The 20,038-nt window shown below is 47.8% G+C and carries 11 protein-coding genes; 6 read left to right on the top strand and 5 right to left on the bottom strand.

Annotation, left to right across the window (positions count from 1 at the left end; all coding sequences use genetic code 11):
* Window positions 1–124: 124 nt before the first annotated feature.
* Entirely contained in the window at window positions 125–988 is an 864-nt protein-coding gene (locus tag U2F10_RS26560) for a M48 family metalloprotease (RefSeq protein ID WP_499873757.1), read from the bottom strand.
* A 211-nt stretch (window positions 989–1,199) separates the two neighbouring features.
* Here U2F10_RS26560 and U2F10_RS26555 point away from each other — a divergent pair, with 211 nt between their 5' ends.
* Window positions 1,200–3,374 (top strand): DUF3352 domain-containing protein, encoded by a 2,175-nt coding sequence (locus U2F10_RS26555; protein ID WP_499873756.1) that lies wholly within the window; start codon window positions 1,200–1,202, stop codon window positions 3,372–3,374.
* 117 nt (window positions 3,375–3,491) lie between these two features.
* Here the strand turns inward: U2F10_RS26555 and U2F10_RS26550 are convergent, their stop codons facing one another.
* The gene (locus U2F10_RS26550) at window positions 3,492–3,704 is read right to left on the bottom strand and encodes a hypothetical protein (protein WP_006517372.1); all 213 of its coding nucleotides are present in this window, start codon (window positions 3,702–3,704) and stop codon (window positions 3,492–3,494) included.
* A 464-nt stretch (window positions 3,705–4,168) separates the two neighbouring features.
* Between U2F10_RS26550 and gltB the strand changes: the two genes are divergently transcribed.
* The 5 genes from gltB to U2F10_RS26525 all read left to right on the top strand — a co-directional run bounded on the left by gltB (window position 4,169) and on the right by U2F10_RS26525 (window position 12,194).
* Window positions 4,169–8,755 carry a glutamate synthase large subunit gene (gene gltB, locus U2F10_RS26545; protein ID WP_499873755.1) on the top strand — a complete coding sequence of 1,529 codons (4,587 nt, stop codon included), beginning with the start codon at window positions 4,169–4,171 and terminating at the stop codon, window positions 8,753–8,755.
* A 144-nt stretch (window positions 8,756–8,899) separates the two neighbouring features.
* The gene (locus U2F10_RS26540; RefSeq protein WP_163661006.1) at window positions 8,900–10,384 is read left to right on the top strand and encodes a glutamate synthase subunit beta; all 1,485 of its coding nucleotides are present in this window, start codon (window positions 8,900–8,902) and stop codon (window positions 10,382–10,384) included.
* 68 nt (window positions 10,385–10,452) lie between these two features.
* Window positions 10,453–10,917 carry a thioredoxin-dependent thiol peroxidase gene (gene bcp / locus U2F10_RS26535; RefSeq protein ID WP_163661008.1) on the top strand — a complete coding sequence of 155 codons (465 nt, stop codon included), beginning with the start codon at window positions 10,453–10,455 and terminating at the stop codon, window positions 10,915–10,917.
* Window positions 10,918–10,921: 4 nt separating this feature from the next.
* On the top strand, window positions 10,922–11,377 hold the full coding sequence (locus U2F10_RS26530; protein ID WP_006517368.1) for an NUDIX hydrolase: 456 nt from the start codon (window positions 10,922–10,924) through the stop codon (window positions 11,375–11,377).
* Window positions 11,355–12,194 carry an alpha/beta fold hydrolase gene (locus U2F10_RS26525; RefSeq protein ID WP_163661009.1) on the top strand — a complete coding sequence of 280 codons (840 nt, stop codon included), beginning with the start codon at window positions 11,355–11,357 and terminating at the stop codon, window positions 12,192–12,194. Before U2F10_RS26530 ends, U2F10_RS26525 begins: the two co-directional genes overlap by 23 nt.
* On the opposite strand, the gene U2F10_RS26520 is transcribed toward U2F10_RS26525, so the two are convergent.
* The 3 genes from U2F10_RS26520 to U2F10_RS26510 all read right to left on the bottom strand — a co-directional run bounded on the left by U2F10_RS26520 (window position 12,181) and on the right by U2F10_RS26510 (window position 19,967).
* Window positions 12,181–13,491, bottom strand: coding sequence for an ATP-dependent DNA helicase (locus U2F10_RS26520; RefSeq protein ID WP_250564728.1), 1,311 nt, complete (start codon window positions 13,489–13,491; stop codon window positions 12,181–12,183). The two genes, U2F10_RS26525 and U2F10_RS26520, sit on opposite strands and share 14 nt — an antisense overlap.
* Window positions 13,492–13,669: 178 nt before the next feature.
* The gene (locus U2F10_RS26515) at window positions 13,670–15,478 is read right to left on the bottom strand and encodes a two-component system response regulator (protein ID WP_163661011.1); all 1,809 of its coding nucleotides are present in this window, start codon (window positions 15,476–15,478) and stop codon (window positions 13,670–13,672) included.
* 55 nt (window positions 15,479–15,533) lie between these two features.
* A complete protein-coding gene (locus U2F10_RS26510) occupies window positions 15,534–19,967 on the bottom strand; it encodes a PAS domain-containing protein (protein WP_499873754.1) in 4,434 nt (1,477 codons plus the stop codon).
* Between the last annotated feature and the right edge of the window lie 71 nt (window positions 19,968–20,038).

Genomic DNA, 20,038 nt, shown 5'->3' with positions numbered 1-20,038 from the left:
ATCTAGCCCGGTGCATCTCCTAAATCAGCAACCGAAAAAACCATCCCTGATCAAGAGGGATGGTCCGACAAAATTTTTGTATTATCTCCTTTGGTCATCTTGCAAGGAAATACGAGACTAATTTTTAAGCAGTAACTAGCTCTTTTTCAAGTTCCAATAATCGCTCTACTCGTTTATCGGTAGATGGATGGGTGGAAAACAATCTGCTAAACATTTGTTTGGGGACAGCGTGCATAATCATCAAAGGCTCATAGGCTGGGTTGCCGGTCATGGGCATTTGTCTAGCACTGGCTTCAAGACGCTTGAGGGCGTTGGCCAGGGCGCGGGGATTACCCGTAAGTTGTGCGGCACCGGCATCGGCTGAAAATTCGCGAGTGCGGCTAATGCCTAGCTGGATAACGGTTGCGGCCATGGGAGCCAGGAAAAGTGTGGCCATGAGGGCAATGGGATTAGGACCGTCGTCGTCATTAGATCCCCCCATGCCACCAAACCACATGGAGTATTGCAGCATCTGGGCTAGAAATGAGATCGCACCGGCAATGGTTGCAGCCACAGCCTGGGTGAGGGTGTCACGATTCATAATATGGCTCAGCTCATGGGCAATCACCCCTTCTAGCTCATCAGCGGGGAGCATTTCCATAATGCCCTGGGTAACAGCTACAGCAGCATGCTCAGGATCGCGCCCCGTGGCAAAGGCGTTGGCTGACTGGGTGGGTAGCAGGTAAACCCCGGGCATCGGAATATCAGCCTTTTTCGCTAGCTTTTCGACCATGGCGTGCAGTTGAGGTGATTCTTCTCGACTGACGGGTTGAGCACCGTGGGCAGCTAGGGCAATCTTATCGGAGTAGAACCATGAGCCTAGGTTGGTCATGGCTGCAATCAGGATGCCAAAGATGACGCCACCTGTACCACCAATTGTGTAGTAGCTAATACTGATCAACAGAGCGCTAAGAACACTCAGCAATGCAAGAGTTTTAAACTGATTCATACTATCTCAACCCTTTGATTTCGCCATTACGCTTATAGTACTGAGAAAAGTAGAGGCTAGACAGGGATGGCAATCCGAACCTATGACCGAACAGTTGCTGATGAACCGTAATAAGAAGTATGGAAGTTGTAGATAAATCTACGGTTGTAGGTAAATCTACACATGGGTGGGGCATCTAAATTTAGTTGATTACTGTAGGGAGTTTTGATTTGTGATTAATCGATGGGGAACGGCAGCGATCGCATTAGCTTTTTTCGCCACACCTCTGGCTGCCCAAGAGCCATCGTTAGAAAAGTCAGAACAGATTGAAGAGTCTGCCCCTGCAGTGCCAGATCGGTCAGAAGGTGTGCCTGTAATCTTGGAATCCCCCCTTGAAGGGTCCGAAGCGATGCCCGTTGCGAAACCTGAGTCGGAGGAGACAATTGACGAGTTTGAGATTGAATCAGCCATTGATGTCACTGAATTAAGGGCGTCCCTAGAAGAGCTGCTGCCAACCTCTGCCTCAGCGCCACCCATCATCGCAAATATTCTGCCTGTAGACACGCCGGCAGCCATTATTGTCAATACTCGCGACGATGCTTGGTCTGCCCTCAAGCAATATACGCTGTTTGCACAGCTGAGTGAGGCCTTTGGTGTGGAGCCGAGCCCCCAGGCTCTGCCATTGTTACCGTTGGGGATGAACTATGCCGAAGATGTGCAACCCTGGGTTGGAGATAGCGTTGCGATCGCACTGCTACCCATACCTAGTGTTCGCACCATCGACCCGGTAGAACGGATGGTCACCATTTTGCCCATCGAAGATGCCGCCGCCTTTATCGACTTCATTCCCACCCTAGCCGAAGCCCGCACCGCTTTACCCGAAAAGCATTCCTACAGAACGTTTCCGATTTGGCTCTGGCCCGATGAGTTTGTTCCCTACGACTACTCCTGGGATGACTTTCCTGAAGAGATTGAACCAGAGGAGTTTCCAGCACCAGTCGAATTCAACTCTGCTGATCTGGCCTCCCCTAATGCAGCCCTCCGCAGCTATCGCCAACCCGAACCTCCCTACATTTATATTCCTGACGGGACCTATTCAGAGGACGGCTACACCATTCCTGGCTATGCCGTTGCCCACCTGGGGAATTACATTGTTGCCGCCGAGACTATTGACAGCCTGCGTCAGTGGATTGAATATCAAACCCAAGATGGTCCTAAGCTCACTAGCAATCTAAGTTTTGCGAAGACCCAAAGCCACCCTCAAGCACAGAACAGTTTAGCCATCATATATGGCAATGTCGGTCAGTTGCTGAGCTTTGAGTTTAGTAATCCGTTTCAAGACTTTGGTCTACCACCAATTCCCCAACCCAGCCTGAGTGAGCGGGCGGCCATGTCTAACCTGTTTAGCAATGTCACCTTTGATGCCTTGATTTATCCTGAGGACAAAGGCATACACCTAGAAGCTCATCTCTATACCGAAGGTGTACTACCAGATTTACCCCCCTCTCCCAATGCCGATCACTCTATCTTGGGACTGATCCCTGCAGCCACCTATTTCATGGGCAGTGGCTACGATATCAGCGGCTTTTGGAATGATGTGTCGTCAGCTTTTTCTCTAAATGAGATGACAAGCGGCCTGATTGAAACAGCCCGCTCCATTGTTGCCCTGGCAACAGGGCTAGACCTCGATACCGACATTTTGGGATGGATGGATGGAGAATACAGTATTTTTCTGTTCCCCAGCCAATCGGGGTTGTTGAATTCATTTTTTCCAGGTTTGGGCCTAGAAGCGGGCGTCTTGTTAGAAACCAGTAACCGTCCGGCGGCTGAAATAGCCTTAGCCGCCTTAGATGATGTGGCTGGCGAAGATGTCGCACTATCTACAGAAATTGCAGATCACGCGACAACCAATTGGCTATACGACATTAATGGCGATAGTCAGCGGGAAAGCGTGCTAACGCATACATGGATTAATGACGATACCCTGGCCTTTACCAGTGGTAACGGTGCCATGGAACGATTGGTCATGCCAGCAGGGTTTCATGCCCTCAGTCGCCACAGCACCTTTCAAAACGCTACTTCCACGTTTCCCACACCCAACAATGGATACCTGTATGTCAATGCCAGTTCTACACTCGCATTTTTCTACAACCTATTTGGCTTTAACCAGGCAACTGACCCTTGGGCTGCCGATATCCGCGGCTACTTTGGTACAGTTCGGAGCCTTAGCTTGAGCACCTCTAGCAGCACACAACAGTTTCAGATTGATGCTTTGCTAGGGTTGGCTGCCAGTGACCCACCGGCAGCCGGAGCAGAGGAAGAGAGTGCTGAAGACATCGAGACGACAGAAGAGACTGCTGACGAGGCCGAGACGACAGAAGAGACTGGAGCAAATGGGGAGGAATAAGTTAAAAGAGTTTACAGACCTGATTTTACCTTTTCATAACAAAACTGCTGCTGGCGTATCGTGACGTTACACCAGCAGCTCAACTAAACTCACAGACCTAAACCTTAACACTCTTCCCTAATAGCTCTCATCACCGTCAACATCTTTTAGCGCTAACAGATGATTAGCTTGTTGTAATCGCTCTGCAATATTTTGACGCAGAGTTTCATCAACCTTAGGATCAGCTAAGACTGCCTGTGCTAGCTGTCGATATCGAGCACTGGTGACTACATCAACCCGTTCTAAATCATTCAAGTTCTCATAGATGGTTTTTGGAGAAGGCTTTTCCATGAGACTCCTTATATAGTTACTATTGCTAATCTGGTTACTATTGCTGATCTTATAGTCAACAACACCATTGTGTTGCAAGGGGGCAAAGTCCAATAGGAGAACGTCGCTAGAGCAAAGAAAACAACACAAATTGCATTATTTCGTATCAAAACTTAAACCTTTAAATGAGTGGTATGCGCTATGCCTCCTGAAAACCTTACAGAGGTCTCAAAAGCTGATTAAATCGACGTTTTGTCAAACTGTTACAGTTGACGTACCATGTCACGTGTAACAATTTGACAGTTTTATTAAGGAACTGGGTCAAATTGCTTTTCTCGTTAGAGAATTAAAGCTCCTCTTGAATTGCCTTGGGCAATGGTGATGCAGCTGCTTGTGTCACGATTGACGAGCCCTGCAAGCTAAGTTTCTCTAGCTGCCCTTGGGAATTCTTGTCAATACTTGCGCGTTTGTCAAAATACACTTCTATGACTAGTCACCAATTGCCTCCCAAGCAGGGTCTGTACGATCCTCAATTTGAGCACGATGCGTGCGGAGTCGGCTTTGTTGTGCAAATAAAAGGACTAGCCTCCCACGAGATTGTGCAGCAGGGGTTACAAATTCTCTGCAATTTGGAACATCGTGGAGCGTGTGGTAGCGAAGTAAATACAGGGGATGGAGCCGGTATTCTAGTGCAGCTGCCCCACCGCTTTTTACAGAAGGTGGCTACAGCGGAAGGCTTTACGTTACCTGAGGCTGGGCAATACGGTGCAGGGATAATTTTTACGTCGCCAGACCCACAGGTGAGAGCTGAGAGTCGGCAACGATTTGAGTCGGTGGCGGCTCAAATGGGCCAAAAGGTTTTAGGCTGGCGCGATATTCCGACAGACAATAGCACCCTGGGTGCAACAGCGCAGGCTAGTGAGCCTTTCATGCAGCAGGTGTTTATTCAACGTTCAGCAGACCTGGAAGACGATCTGGCGTTCGAAAGAAAACTCTATGTCATTCGCAAGATTGCTTACAATGCCATTGGCAAGTCAGGGCATGATACCTACTGGTATCCGACTAGTTTGTCATGCCGCACGATGGTTTATAAGGGAATGTTGACACCCCCCCAGGTGAGAGACTTTTTCCCAGATCTAAGCGATCCCGATTTTGAAAGCGCTCTGGCTCTTGTGCATTCTCGCTTTAGTACCAACACCTTCCCCAGTTGGGAGCGGTCTCACCCTTATCGATACATTGCTCACAACGGTGAGATCAATACCCTGCGCGGCAACATTAACTGGATGGTGGCCCGGCAGTCCATGTTTGAATCAGAATGTTTTGGTGATGACATGGCCAAAGTCAAGCCGGTCATTAATATCAACGGTAGTGACTCAACCATTTTTGATAATGCTTTAGAGCTGCTGGTTTTGTCAGGAAGATCATTGCCCCATGCAGTGATGATGATGATCCCTGAACCGTGGACCGGGCATGAATCCATGGACGATGCTAGCAAAGCATTTTATGAATACCATGCCTGTTTGATGGAGCCTTGGGATGGTCCGGCATCGGTGGCATTTACCGATGGCTCGATGATTGGCGCGGTGCTTGATCGTAACGGTCTGCGACCTTCTCGTTATTACGTCACCAAAGATGACCGAGTCATTATGGCCTCAGAAGCAGGGGTGCTACCTGTGGAGCCGGAGCAGGTACTTGAGAAAGGACGGCTACAGCCGGGTCGCATGTTCTTGGTCGACATGGCGGCTGGTCGGATTATCGGCGACGAGGAACTTAAGGCAGAGATTGTTAACGCCCAGCCTTACCGCCAGTGGTTGAATCAACATCAGGTCAGCCTGGAAAAGCTGCCTGCTCAGACGCCACGGGCTGAAATCGCTGGAGGCACGCTGCGACAGCGGCAGATGGCATTTGGTTATACGTTTGAAGAGCTGCGCATGCTCCTGACACCGATGGCTCAGAATGGTGTCGAGGCGATTGGTTCCATGGGAACTGATACGCCCCTAGCAGTGCTCTCAGATCGGCCTAAGCTACTGTATGACTATTTTCAACAGCTGTTTGCCCAGGTCACCAATCCTCCCATCGACTCTATTCGAGAAGCAATCATCACGTCGGCGGTGACCACACTAGGTTCGGAGCGTAATTTGCTAGATCCGCAACCTGAGAGCTGCCGATTAATTCAGCTGAAGACTCCGGTAATTAGCAATGGTGATTTGGCTAAGCTGCAAAATATTGATGAATCTGGGTTTGCTGCCCTAACCCTACCGATTTTGTTTGATCCTCAGACAGGGGTGAAAGGGTTAGAGGCAGCGATGGAAGAGATTTGTGCTCGGGTAGATGATGCGATCGCAACCGGCACTAACCTGATTATCCTGTCTGATCGTGGCATGGACGCTAGACATGCGCCGATCCCAGCACTGCTTGCCGTTTCCGGTCTGCACCATCATCTGATCCGAACAGGGACACGCACTCGCGTTGGCATTATTCTCGAATCCGGTGAACCTCGGGAAGTGCACCATTTTGCCGTTCTCCTGGGTTATGGCTGTAGTGCCATCAACCCTTACCTTGCCTTTGAAACCATTGAAGGCATGATTGCTGATGGCATGCTCATGAGCATTACCCCCAAGGATGCCTACAAAAACTACATCAAAGCAGTTACCAAAGGCACTATCAAAATTGCCTCAAAGATTGGTATTTCCACATTGCAGAGCTATCGAGGGGCTCAAATTTTTGAAGCCATTGGTCTCAACCACAGCGTCATTAATAAATACTTTACCTGGACCGCCTCCCGCATTGAGGGTATTGGACTGGATGTAATTGCCCAAGAAGCAATTATGCGTCACGGCCATGGCTTTGCCGAGCGCGGTGATATTCCGATTCTAGATGTGGGTGGTGACTATCAATGGCGTAAAGAGGGTGAAGCGCATCTGTTTAATCCAGATACCATCCACACGCTGCAGCAAGCGGTGCGCTCAGGTGATTACGAAACCTATAAGCACTATGCGAACTTGGTCAATGACCAGAGCAAACAGCACTTTACCCTGCGGGGGCTATTGGACTTCAAGCCACGTCAGCCCATTCCCATTGAAGAAGTAGAACCCATTGAAGCCATTACCCGCCGGTTCAAAACTGGGGCGATGAGCTACGGCTCCATTTCTAAGGAAGCCCATGAATCCCTGGCCATAGCCATGAACCGCGTGGGAGGTAAATCCAATACCGGTGAAGGAGGCGAAGATCCCGAACGGTTTACCTGGACTAATGAGCAAGGCGACTCTAAAAACAGTGCCATTAAACAGGTGGCATCGGGACGCTTTGGTGTAACCAGTCTCTATCTCTCCCAAGCAAAAGAGATCCAGATCAAAATGGCCCAGGGTGCAAAACCTGGAGAAGGGGGTCAGCTACCTGGACGCAAAGTATATCCCTGGATTGCCAAGGTCCGTCACTCCACGCCCGGTGTGGGTCTGATTTCTCCGCCCCCCCACCACGATATTTACTCCATTGAGGATTTGGCTGAGCTGATCCACGACTTGAAGAATGCTAATCGTGCAGCCCGCATTAACGTCAAACTCGTTTCTGAAGTGGGTGTGGGCACCATTGCGGCAGGTGTGGCTAAAGCCCATGCCGATGTCGTCCTGATCTCCGGCTTTGATGGTGGTACGGGGGCCTCTCCTCAAACCTCCATTAAACATGCAGGCTTACCCTGGGAGTTAGGACTCGCAGAGACCCATCAGACATTGGTGCTAAACAATCTGCGTAGCCGCATTGTTGTTGAAACCGATGGGCAGATGAAAACTGGCCGCGATGTGGTGATGGCCGCATTGTTGGGTGCAGAAGAGTTTGGTTTCTCCACAGCACCGTTGGTCTCATTGGGCTGCATCATGATGCGGGTGTGCCAGAAAAACACGTGCCCAGCCGGGATCGCGACCCAAGACCCCCGCTTACGTAAAAGCTTTGTGGGTGATCCTGACCATGTGGTGAACTTTATGCAGTTTATCGCCCAGGATGTGCGAGAGATTATGGCTGAGCTGGGTGTACGCACCTTTGATGAGCTGGTGGGTCATACCGACTGGTTAGCTGTGCAGGCTGCTGTTAACCATTGGAAGGCGAAGGGCGTAGATCTCTCCAAGATTTTGGAACAACCTCAAGTTGATGACAGTGTAGGGCGTTATTGCCAGATTCCCCAAGACCATGGCCTGGATAAGTCATTGGATATCACCACTCTGTTGGATTTATGTAAGCCTGCCATTGAGACTGGTGAAAAAGTCAGTGCTACATTGCCCATTTGCAATATCAACCGTGTAGTCGGGACCATTCTCGGCAATGAGATTACTAAGAAACATTGGGAAGGTTTGTCAGAAGATACCGTGCATCTGACCTTCCAGGGTAGTGCTGGCCAGAGTTTTGGAGCTTTTGTTCCTGCTGGTGTCACCCTGAAGCTGGAAGGAGACGGTAACGATTACTTAGGCAAAGGTCTGAGTGGTGGCAAGATTGTTGTCTATCCACCAAAAGCGTCTACATTTGTGCCTGAGGAGAACATTATTATTGGTAACGTAGCCTTTTACGGCGCTACCGGTGGTGAGGCTTACATTTATGGCATGGCTGGGGAGCGCTTCTGTGTGCGCAACTCAGGTGTACATGCAGTGGTAGAAGCGGTTGGTGACCATGGCTGCGAATATATGACGGGGGGTAAGGTGGTCGTGTTAGGCACCACTGGACGCAACTTTGCAGCGGGTATGAGTGGTGGCATAGCCTATGTGCTGGATGAAGCCGGAGACTTTGCCACCCGGTGTAACACTGAGATGGTGGACTTAGAACGTCTGAAGGAGGCAGAAGAGATTGCTGATCTCCGCGAGATGATTGAAAAACACCACCGCTATACCGGCAGTCATAAAGCAAAAACAGTCATCGACCATTGGGAAAGTGTCTTGCCGAAGTTTGTCAGAGTGATCCCTCGTGACTATAAGCGCGTGATTCAGTCTCTGCAGCAGGCGTTGCAAGATGGTCTGAGCGGTGATGATGCGCTCTCGGCTGCATTTGAAGCGAACATCAAAGATGTTGCACGAGTTGCTGGTAACTAGCCAGTACTTCGTAATGTTGGCTTAAATTTGACTCATTATTTCCATCATCGATATCAGTTTTGGCCAGTTTTATTGTCCCGGTGGCAGTGCTCGCCTTGCAAAAATCACAATACGTCATTCCTTTTTCAATCTACGACTTCTCCCATGGGTAAACCAACAGGCTTTCTCGAATACACTCGCGAAATTGCGCCAGATGTCTCACCACTGATGCGAATTTCTCATTGGCAAGAGTTTCATACGCCATTGCCGGATGACCAGCTACGCAATCAAACAGCGCGCTGTATGGACTGTGGCACACCCTTTTGCCATACGGGGAATACCATTAACCGCATGGCCAGTGGGTGCCCCATCTATAACCTGATTCCTGAGTGGAATGATCTGGTGTATCGAGGTCTGTGGAAAGAGGCTCTGGATCGATTGCATAAGACCAATAACTTTCCAGAGTTTACGGGGCGGGTATGCCCCGCGCCCTGTGAAGGTGCCTGTGTATTGGGGATTCATAATCCGCCAGTGACGATTAAAAATATTGAGCACGCCATTATTGATAAAGGCTGGGAAGAAGGTTGGGTTGTGGCTGAGCCGCCAGTTCAACGCACTGGGAAGACAGTTGCCGTGGTGGGTTCTGGCCCCGCTGGTTTATCGGCAGCAGCCCAGCTCAATAAGGCTGGCCATCTGGTCACGGTATATGAGCGAGCTGATCGACCGGGGGGATTGCTGATGTATGGCATTCCCAATATGAAGCTTGAGAAAGAAACGGTGGTGATGCGTCGTCTCAAGCTGATGGAGCAGGAAGGCATTCGATTTATTTGTAATGCCGAAATTGGTAAGGATTTGCCAGCTGAGCAACTGGTTAAAGACTATGATGCGGTGATCCTATGTACTGGTTCAACTCGACCTCGAGATTTACCCATTGAGGGACGTGATGCCAAGGGAATTCATTTTGCTATGGAGTTTTTGACAAAAAACACCCAAGCAGTGATGGATCCTACGCTGAATGACCAGGCAATTTCTGCTACGGGCAAGGACGTGGTGATTATCGGTGGTGGTGATACCGGCACCGACTGTGTAGGCACCTCTATTCGTCATGGCTGCGCCAGTGTTACTCAGCTAGAGATCATGCCTAAGCCACCAGCGGAGCGGGCTCCTAATAATCCTTGGCCCGAATGGCCCAAGGTTTACCGTATGGACTATGGCCAGGAAGAGGCTGCTGCTAAGTTTGGGGGCGATCCGCGAGCTTACCTATCCACGGCGACTAAGTTTGAGGCGGGGGACGATGGCCAGGTCAAGGCGATCCATGTGGTGGATGTGGCCTGGGAGAAAGATGATAGTGGCCGCTTCCAAATGCAAAAAGTGGCAGGCTCAGAGCGAGTCATTCCGACGCAGCTGGTCCTGCTGGCCATGGGATTCCTTGGACCAGAACAGCCCATTATCGATGCCCTGGGTCTGGAGCAAGATGGCCGTAGTAATATTCAGGCTGAATATAACAAGTACACCACTAGCCTACCTGGGGTGTTTGCTGCGGGTGACTGCCGCCGAGGTCAAAGCCTTGTAGTATGGGCATTTAATGAAGGTCGTGGAGTGGCGCGGGAATGCGATCGCTACCTGATGGGCCATACCGATCTGCCGTAAAGACGATCGTCTGACGAGAAAGTATACAATCTTAAGGGCAAACTTGATGAGTAAGCTCTTAAAATTCAATGACATTACAAGTGGGTGATCCGGCTCCTGACTTTAGCTTGGCTGATGCAGACGGTAATACCGTCAGTTTGGCTGATCTAAAGGGTCAACGTGTGGTGCTATATTTTTATCCTCGTGATAATACCCCTGGGTGCACAAAAGAAGCCTGTGCGTTTCGAGACAACTACGAAGCCTACCAGGCCAAAGATGTGGTTGTTTTAGGTGTCAGTGCAGATGATGCTAAGTCCCATCAAAAGTTCATTACCAAACACGACCTGCCCTTCCCACTGTTAGTGGATGAAGAGGCCAAAGTAGCCACTGCCTATGGCAGCTATGGCCTCAAGAAATTCATGGGCAAAGAGTATATGGGTATTAGTAGGAGTACCTTTGTAATTGGCCCTGATGGGAATTTAGAAAAAATCTACCGCAAAGTAAAAGCTGAGAAACATCCCGTTGAACTACTGACTGCCCTCGACGAACTTTGAATCCATGCCGCAGTTTTGGCGACCAGTCCGTACCCTTTTGGGCTTACTTTTGCGACGACCTTTAGTCGGTACGTGTGTAATACCGATTTTGCCCGATGGTCGCATTGTCTTAATTCAACGCCGTGATAGTGGGCGTTGGGGTTTACCGGGGGGACTGGTCGATTGGGGTGAAGATATCGCCACATCTGCCCAGCGCGAGCTATTGGAAGAAACAGGTCTAGCTATCCTGAAAATTGGTCGTCTGGTCGGCGTATATTCCCATCCAGAGCGTGATCCGCGGTTTGATTCTATTTGCGTCGCCCTCGAAGCCTATGTGGATGGTGAATTTTATATTCGTGATAAAGCTGAGGTAATGAGAATCGCAGCATTTACAGTGGATGACATTCCCCGTGGTAACCTAGCCCACGATCACGATCAACAGCTACAGGACTACTTTAATGGAGCCATTGTTTTGGCCTAGTGCTGGCCAAATGCCCGTACGCAACCTGCGCCGTAAGCTTCAGTACGGTCAGCTGTTTTGGCGGGAAGTGGGGCGAGGTCAGACAGTCATTTTTCTGCATGGCTCCTGGCATGACGGTGATCAATGGAGCGAGACCCTAGCTCTAATGGGTCGGCAGTATCACTGTCTGGCACCTGATTTAATTGGCTTTGGTGAGTCAGAACGCCTACAAGATAAGACAGCCTACTCGATTGCGATGCAGGTAAAGACACTGGCAGAGCTACTAGACTCCCTGCGCATCGGTTCCGTTGTGCTAGTTGGCCATTCCCTAGGGGCTTGGGTAGCAGCTCGTTATGCCCTGCGTTATCCAGAGCAGGTTAAAGGACTATGTGTCCTGGAACCCGAAGGTTTTGCCTATACTCCTAAGCGTTGGCGGCGAGAACGTTGGTTGATTAGTCCTTTGAGTGGATTATGGTTAGCGATTACTAAGCCATTTGCTCGCAAATCCACCCCCGGTCAGACACCTACCTGGTTGCAAAATTATCATTGGCGACAGCTATTACGGCGTCATCCTGCAGCCTGCCGGTTACTCTTCCAGCGTCGCCGTAATGTGTTAGAGCCTGAAGTTGTTGGCGGCCTGGCCAATCTTTCAATGCCCATGGTGGCCCTGCAAGGAGAACATGCAGGAGAAACCAGCCGACAGCTGACCCAAACGTTTGAGACGGCTGCTCCCAGGGCAACAGTAAAGGTGTTGCCAGGAAAGGATGAGCTGCCTACCTATGGGGCAAAAGCAATTGCAGAGTTTTTAGGACATTGGTTACCAGTTATTGATAAATAAAGACTCGTTTTGCTGCCCGTGTAAATGCCACATAACACAGCTGATTTCTCTCAATCAGCTTCGAATTTCTCATTAAATCTGGCAAATCTATAAATACGTCTTGGAACGTGGAGCCCTGACTTTTATGCACTGTCAGGCTATAGGCATAGTTCACATCGTGAAACTGTTGCCTGAATTCCCAGAAAATCTCCCATTGTTTGGTGGTGGCATAGTCCCGTGAGCGACGTTCATAGTCAGGCAGGCTGATTTCCTGGAGTACATTCAGGTCTTGAAACTTGCCCTCTTCTGTATAAACAACCAGCTGCCATGTCGGTAACCCCTCTATTTTTCCGGGTTTTACCTCTAACACTTCACACTCTTCTGAAGTTTGGAGAATAATGCCGCCCTCCTCAAGGCATGGGTTGTTGGCAATGAGTCGCTCCCCAGGTACAAACTGTTGTAAATCGTCACCGTAGATCGCATGACGAATCATACGGTTTAAAGTTTTAACCCGCTGGTTAGTATAGGCAAGCACTCTCACATAGTTGGGGTCGGCTTTGTATTTATCGCAGGTGAAGGCACGGATGAGCACATCACGCCAGGGATATTTGGGCAGCACAAAGAAGCCTTCGGTGCGATCGCAATTCACATCGCTTTCATATCGAGGTAACTGCTCCCGCTCCATGTTGCGACGAATGTCATCGGCAATCACCCCAATCGCCCCGCCATAGCGAATCACCTGGGACAGAGACGACTGATGCATAATCTGGCTAAAGCAGCATGACTCCGTTTCATTGACAGGCGGTAGCTGAGCCGGATCCCCTACAAATAGCATCTGGGTGGGAATATCCAATCGAGAAATGGCCTCCACCAGTAGCTTCCACATCTCCTGGTTGATCATGGAGCATTCATCCACGATCACCAGTCGATAGTCCGGCACCTGATTATGCTGGTCGCTAACTGACTTAAAAATTTGCTCACCGCTGCCCGTGTCAATGACCGGTTTTAGCCCCAGCAATCGGCAACAAGTGACTGACTCCACATCTTTGATATCCCACTGGGTGGCCATGGTTTTGAGCACCTTGGTGGCTTTATTACTAAAGGCCGTCAGCACAACCGGCCAGTCACAGCCTTGATCACGCAAATAGGTAACCAGAGCTTGTAGCAGGGTAGTTTTGCCCGTACCCGCATAGCCTGTCAGTAAATAGAGCTTGGATGGACTCTGCAAAAATTCCTCAATGGCTTGCAGTGCTTCCCACTGCTCCTCGCTTAACTCAATCCCTGGCAGTATTTCTGGAATCGTGGCAGCGCTATCCATTTGAGCGAAGCATCCGGGTACGAAATCCATCATAACCTGAGGGACAAAGAAGTACAAAAGAACTATTTGCCATCAATATTGATTCTCTATATTTCTCAGCACCATTGCTGCTTTAGGGGAAGATTTACCTTAAACCTATAATCATGAAATATATGGAGATCAATGGCTTGCCTATTGCCTATAGCTGAGCCGTTATGGTTTTGCCATCGGCAGGTTTACCCCACAGATAGCCCTGCATATACTCACAACCTAAGGTTTCAAGGGTCGCTAGTTGGACTGAATTTTCAACGCCTTCGGCGGTTACACTCATGCCTAGCTCATGGGCTAAATTGACGATAGCCTTGATGACCTTCAGACCTTTCGTCGTATTGTTCATTTGGTGGATAAAGGAACGATCAATTTTTAAGTTTTCAATTTTTAAGCTGTATAGATAGCTGAGCGACGATGAGCCCGTACCAAAATCATCAATGCTCACCATAATTTGATAGCGCTTAAGCTTCTCTAAGGTCGCTAGAACAACGTCTGTTTTTTGCATGAGGCCATATTCAGTAACGTCAAAGGCAAGATTTTGATGATCAATTTGAGTTTCTCCTAATATGCGATCCAAATAGTCGATAAAGTCTCTTTGAGTTAGCTGCTGAGATGATATATTGACATGTAGCTTAAATGAAGAATGCAGTAAATTTTGCTCTTGCCATTCTTTGAGTTGTTGACAGGCATACCGCAGAACATAGCGGTCTAACTCAAGAATGAGTTCGGTTTCTTCTGCAACAGGAATAAATTCATCAGCACTCAATATGCCCCTTTGAGGATGATTCCAACGCACTAGAGCTTCTAAGCCATTCAGATAATTGTCTGCCAAAGAGATAATAGGGTGATAAACAAGGATTAACTCTTGGTTATGCAACGCTCTATGCAACTCATTTTGCACTTCAAAGAAGGAGAATGTACGTTGATGCATACCAGAATTAAAGATCTCTATTCTACCAGCACCTTCAGCTTGAGCCTGAGATAATGCAGTGGCTGCATCTCTCAATATATGAGTAGCCTGTTGATATTTATGGGAGTGTAGAACAATACCAACCTCAATTTGTCCATAGATTAAGTGATTGCTGATGTGGAAAGGGTACGTAACTTCTCGCTGTAATTGTTCTGCAAATTGAGTAATTTGTTCCTCACTCCGAAAGGCCTCAATTAAAATAGCAAATGTATCTTCTCCAAAGTTTGCCAATAGAGAACCTGGCCAGGTTATTGTCTCTAAGCGACTCTTAATCGCTACAATGAGCTGGTCTACAGCTTGGTGCCCAAGGGAATTTTTAACTAGCTGCAGTTTGTTATATTTAAGCAAAATGACGGCCAGTCTTTGGGTTGGGTTAGACTGTGCTTGTGTGAATGATTGTTGTAATCGCTGAGTTAGCAAAACTCTATTAGGCAGCCCAGTAATGCTATTATGGGTTGCCATATGTACGAGTTCTTCTTGCATGCGTAACCGTTCACCAATTTCTTTCTCTAGCTGAGCGGTACGTTGCATGACCCGTTGTTCCAATTGAGAGTTGAGCTTTTGGATTTCAGATTGGGCAGCACGTAATTTTAGATGATTGTCAATTCGGGCTAGTAGTTCTTCCGCTTGAAATGGTTTGGGAATATAGTCCACGCCTCCTAGATTAAAGGCTTTGACTTTCTCATCAGTTTGATCTAAGGCACTCAGAAAAATGACAGGAATCTCTTGAGTTATTGGATTTGCTTTGAGCAGGCGGCAGACCTCATAGCCATCCATTCCAGGCATTTTAATATCTAAGAGAATCAGGTCTGGCTGGGCTGCCTTAGCAATTTTGAGCGCGACCTCGCCGTTGATGGCACTGCGTACTTTGTACCCCTGCTGAGTCAACACTGTAGATAAAAAATCTAGATTGGGGGGGACATCGTCCACCACTAAGATATCGCCGCAGGGTAAAGGATTTAGTGATGCATCTGAGGGTTGGGTCATTATGCTCAAAATTAAGGAGAGTGATTCAATATAGTCAGCACTGTGATAGAAGAGTTTAGGGTTCGAAGGCTTGTCTTGATGAGGTCGTCAATTCAGTAATCAGGTCACAGCGAAATCCTTTGACTAATTTAGTCAGTGCTTCGACTAATTGATCTTCAGGTATTGGGATTTCATCAATGAGCTGAGCAACCCATTCTGCATCGGCTAAGCTAGATGCCTCATGGAGTTGATGTAGCCACTCTTTTGGCTGTTTAGACAGCTGTTCGACAATGATGTGATGCTGGTTATCAGATGACAGTCTAGGGAAATTCTGGGTGTGTTGATGTTCATAAATGTACTGTACTCCGAGGTGTTGCTGTAGTTTTTGAAAAATAATGCTATCTCTGAAGGGTTTGCGCACAAAATCGTCACAGCCCACCGATAAGACCATCTGTTTTTCACTCTCTAGAGCGCTAGCAGTAAGGGCAATAATGACTGTTGCTTGCCCTTGTAGACTAGTGCGGATGCGCTGAGTCGCTTCGTAGCCATCCATCACAGGCATACGCATGTCCATCCAAATTAGGTGAGGCTGCCATTTTTGCCAAATTTGCAGGGCTTCTTGGCCATTTGTAGCTGCTCTTACCTTGAAGCCAACGGGCTCTAACAGTTGCATGAGAAGGGTTCGACTCGCCCACTTATCTTCCACAATTAAAACGCGATAGCTCGGTTGGTTGGGTGCAAGACAAATTACCGTTGAGCTGCTCTCATCTTCCTCAATATCTAGAATATCGACGGGAGTGACTGGGAGGTTAAATCGAAAAATACTACCTTGTCCTGGTGTACTTTGGACAGATATATGACCGCCTAAGAGTTCAATATAGGTTTTGCTGATGGCCAGACCCAACCCCGTTCCCCCTTGAGACTGACGACCAATATCGGTTTGATAAAAAGCGTCAAAAAGATACTGGAGCTGTTTAGGGTCAATCCCTGAACCAGTATCTTGGACCTCAATGGAAAGGTGGTTTTTGCCGGAAATCGTTAACGTAATACTGCCACTGTTGGTAAATTTAACAGCATTACCCAATAAATTAATGAGGATTTGTCGTAGCTTGGCTTCATCAGTTTCTATATATTGGGGTACTTCAATCGCGCATTCACACGTTAAATTTAGTCCTTTTGCGCTAGCTTTTTCTTGAAACATGGTTGCTAGTGAATGCAGTAACTGATGCAGGTCAAAGGGTTGCGCGTTAATGCTAATGTGACCGGCCTCAATCTTTGACATGTCGAGGACGTCGTTGATAAGGGTAAGTAGATGATCACCGCTATGTTGAATGACGTCTAAATGCTGTGCAGAGTCTTGCAGAAAGCGCTCAGGCCCATATTTAAGGGTACGCTGCATAACTTGAACAAAGCCTAGAATGGCATTGAGAGGCGTGCGTAACTCATGGCTCATACTGGCCAGGAATTCACTTTTGACCTGGCTGGCTTGCTGGGCTGCTTGAATTGCGGTCTCTAATGCAATATTTTGTTGCGCAAGTTCTTCTTGCTGGGCATGTTCTTGTTCTAGGAGACGTGCCTGGGTAATCGCGATACCAACTTGGGCGGCAACAGATTCTAGCAGCTCAATTTCCCAAGATAACCACGCCCGTTGACGGTCACACTGATGGATTTCAATGACTCCATTGGGAGGCCCTTGATAGGATGATGTGCGAATAGCCAGCATGGATTTAGTTTGTAGCTGCTCCCACGTTGACTGTTCTTGTTCGAGCAGAGACGTCTGGGTAACATCGTCAATAGCTAAAGCGTTTTCCTGGGACAGCACCACCTGAATGTAAGGGCTTTGGAGAGTCGAAATTTTAAAGGCTTTTTGGGAAATGTAGTCGGGAATCAGATATTCGGCAACAGTGTGTAACTGTGGAGTAGGTGTATCGGTATAGAGATGAAAACAACAGCGACTGACGCCAAATGCCAGGCCAATTTCATCTACGGTTGTTTGATAGGTTTTTAGGGTATCGAGGCTTTGACGTATAGCATTGCTGATTTTCGTCTGTAGCTGTTCGCTTTGAACTTGTTGAGCAAGGGCAGCTTCAATCGATTTGCGTTTTGTGATATTTAAGGTGGTGGCTATAATCTGGTGAGTTTTTCCTTGGCTGTCTTTTAATGGTGTCAGGGTTGTTAACCACCAGTTCCATTGATCATTGATATATAGCTCCTCTTCAAAGGTGAGGGGTGCGCCAAAATCAGCACAGTGCTGATACTTCTGAGTAAGTTCGACAGCTGTTTCTGGGGAGAAGAGTTCTTCTGGAGTAGAGTTAATCAACGCTTTTCTCCGAGCACCGGACATCCGCTCAACCGTAGCATTGGAGTCTACATAGCGAAATTTTTTGTAACCTAATACATCGACGACAAAAATACCTGCTTCTACACCATTGTAAATACTGCGAAGAAACTGCTCTTGTTGGAGAATAATCGCTTCGTTGCGTTTGCGATCGCTAATATCCGTATGGGAGCCCACCATGCGGATGGCCGTGCCATCAGTATCCCAGAGGGCTTGACCACGATCTAAAATCCACTTGTATTGTCCATTTTTGCAACGAAGACGGTATTCTTCGCTAAAGAAAGGTGTGTTCTGATCTAGATGAGCCTGGCCTGCTTTGAGAACTCGCTCTCGATCCTCTGGATGCAGACGACTCTCCCATTCATCTCGGCTATGGGCAATCTCATGCTCACCATAGCCCAACATTGCTTTCCATCGTAGGGAATAGAAAATTTTACCTGCAGCAATATTCCAGTCCCAAATTCCGTCATTATTACCTTTTAGAGCCAGTTGCCAGCGTTCTTCACTCTGACGCAGTTTTTCTTGTTCAGCAATGCGATCGCTAATATCATTACCAATGACGAGAACACAGGCGCTATCTTGGAAATAAATAATTGCAGCAGACAGTAAAATTGTTTTGATTTCTCCCAATGCATTTTGGACTCTCCATTCCTGGTTACGCAACCTACCTTTGACCAATTCTTGATGAAATACACCTCGGGTTTGCGGCGGAATCCAAATGTTTAATTCTCTGCTAGTGCGTCCGACAATGTTCTCTCTGGGTAGCCCCATGAGCTCTACGAAGCGATCGTTAACTTTGATGTAACGGCCTTCATCTAGAGTGCTCAAGGTAATGGCATTAGGGCTGAGTTGAAACGCCTTGGCAAACGTCTCTTCTGAACGCTGTAGAGCCTGAGTACGCTGGTCAACTAAGTCTTCAAGGTGTTGTGAATATGTTTTTAGTTGCGATCGCGAGTTTTCTAAGCTTCCTTTCATGCGATTAAAACTACTGATCAATACATTGAGTTCCTGGATATGAGAGGGCACAATACCCTTCCGAGCATCACCTTTAGCCAGAGACTGGGTGGCGAATCCAAGTTGTTGTATAGGTCGATTAATCCACCGAGCGATCAGCAAACTGACACCGCTAGAAATCCCCATCGCCAATAGAGATAGGACTATCGTATTACGGCTGTTCGCATGAATTTGCGTTGTAAAATTGGCTTCAGGTAATAGAGAGACCCCTAGCCACTCTAGATTATGGTTATCAAAAAATGGTGTAACCTGTACCCAATATTTTGTCTCCTGAACTCGACATTTGAACTGCCTTGTACCCTGAATTGGACCACTCGTTTCTAATTCTTTCAGGGTGTATTCAATGGTTTTCTGAATGAGCTCGTTATGTTGTACCTGCGCAGATGAGATGGATATGTCATTATCTTCTAACAAAGTACGGTTTTCAGAACTAACCAGCACCTTACCATCCATATCCATGATAAACATGGCACTGGAATGACTGGTTTGAAAACGCTCTACAAATTTTGTGAGGGCCTCCAGGGAAAAATCTGCACCGAGCACCCCTTGTAATGTTTTGTCATCATCCAGATAGGGACGTACAAAGCTGATGCCTAATTTAGGCGATGGATCTTCAAAATCGTACACATTGGTCCATCGAGCCTGCTGGTGCCTGATGGCTGTTTTGTACCAGGGGCGCTGGCGTGGATCATAGGATATGTTTAATTGAGCTGGCTCTAATTGACCATCGGTTGTCACTGAAAAAATCTTGACAAATTCATTTGAACTACGATCTTTGATTGCTAATTCCAAGCTGCTATCTGGTAGTTTATTAAGCTCTACATAGTGACCGTTAATATCGCCATAGTAGATATAAGTGACATCTGGAAAGCGTTGTATTTGTCGAAATAAATGAGGAAACCAGCTTTTTAAATTTTGAGGATCCAACTGCTGTAGCTCTAGGGAATCTAGATTTTCCTGGGTTACTAGTGGTGGAATCGCTGTGTAGGCTTCTAATTTATGTTGAAAATGTTCTCCTGTTTCGTGGAGTAGATGATAGGCCAATGTTTCTACAGATGCTTGGCCGTTTCGATGGGCAAGCCACCCTGTGATCGTTGTGACAACAACGACCTGAGTGATTAACGGAATCGCAATCAGTGATCTTAGCGTTAGTTTCACTGGCGAGCAGCTCAGTAAGAATACCTAAGGACTAAGCATAACGATTGATCTGTGTAAATGCATCACGATGG

It is taken from the genome of Leptothoe sp. EHU-05/26/07-4, assembly GCF_043421015.1.
Lineage (GTDB): Bacteria > Cyanobacteriota > Cyanobacteriia > Phormidesmidales > Phormidesmidaceae > Leptothoe > Leptothoe turfae.
This window is presented reverse-complemented; position numbering and strand designations above follow the sequence as displayed.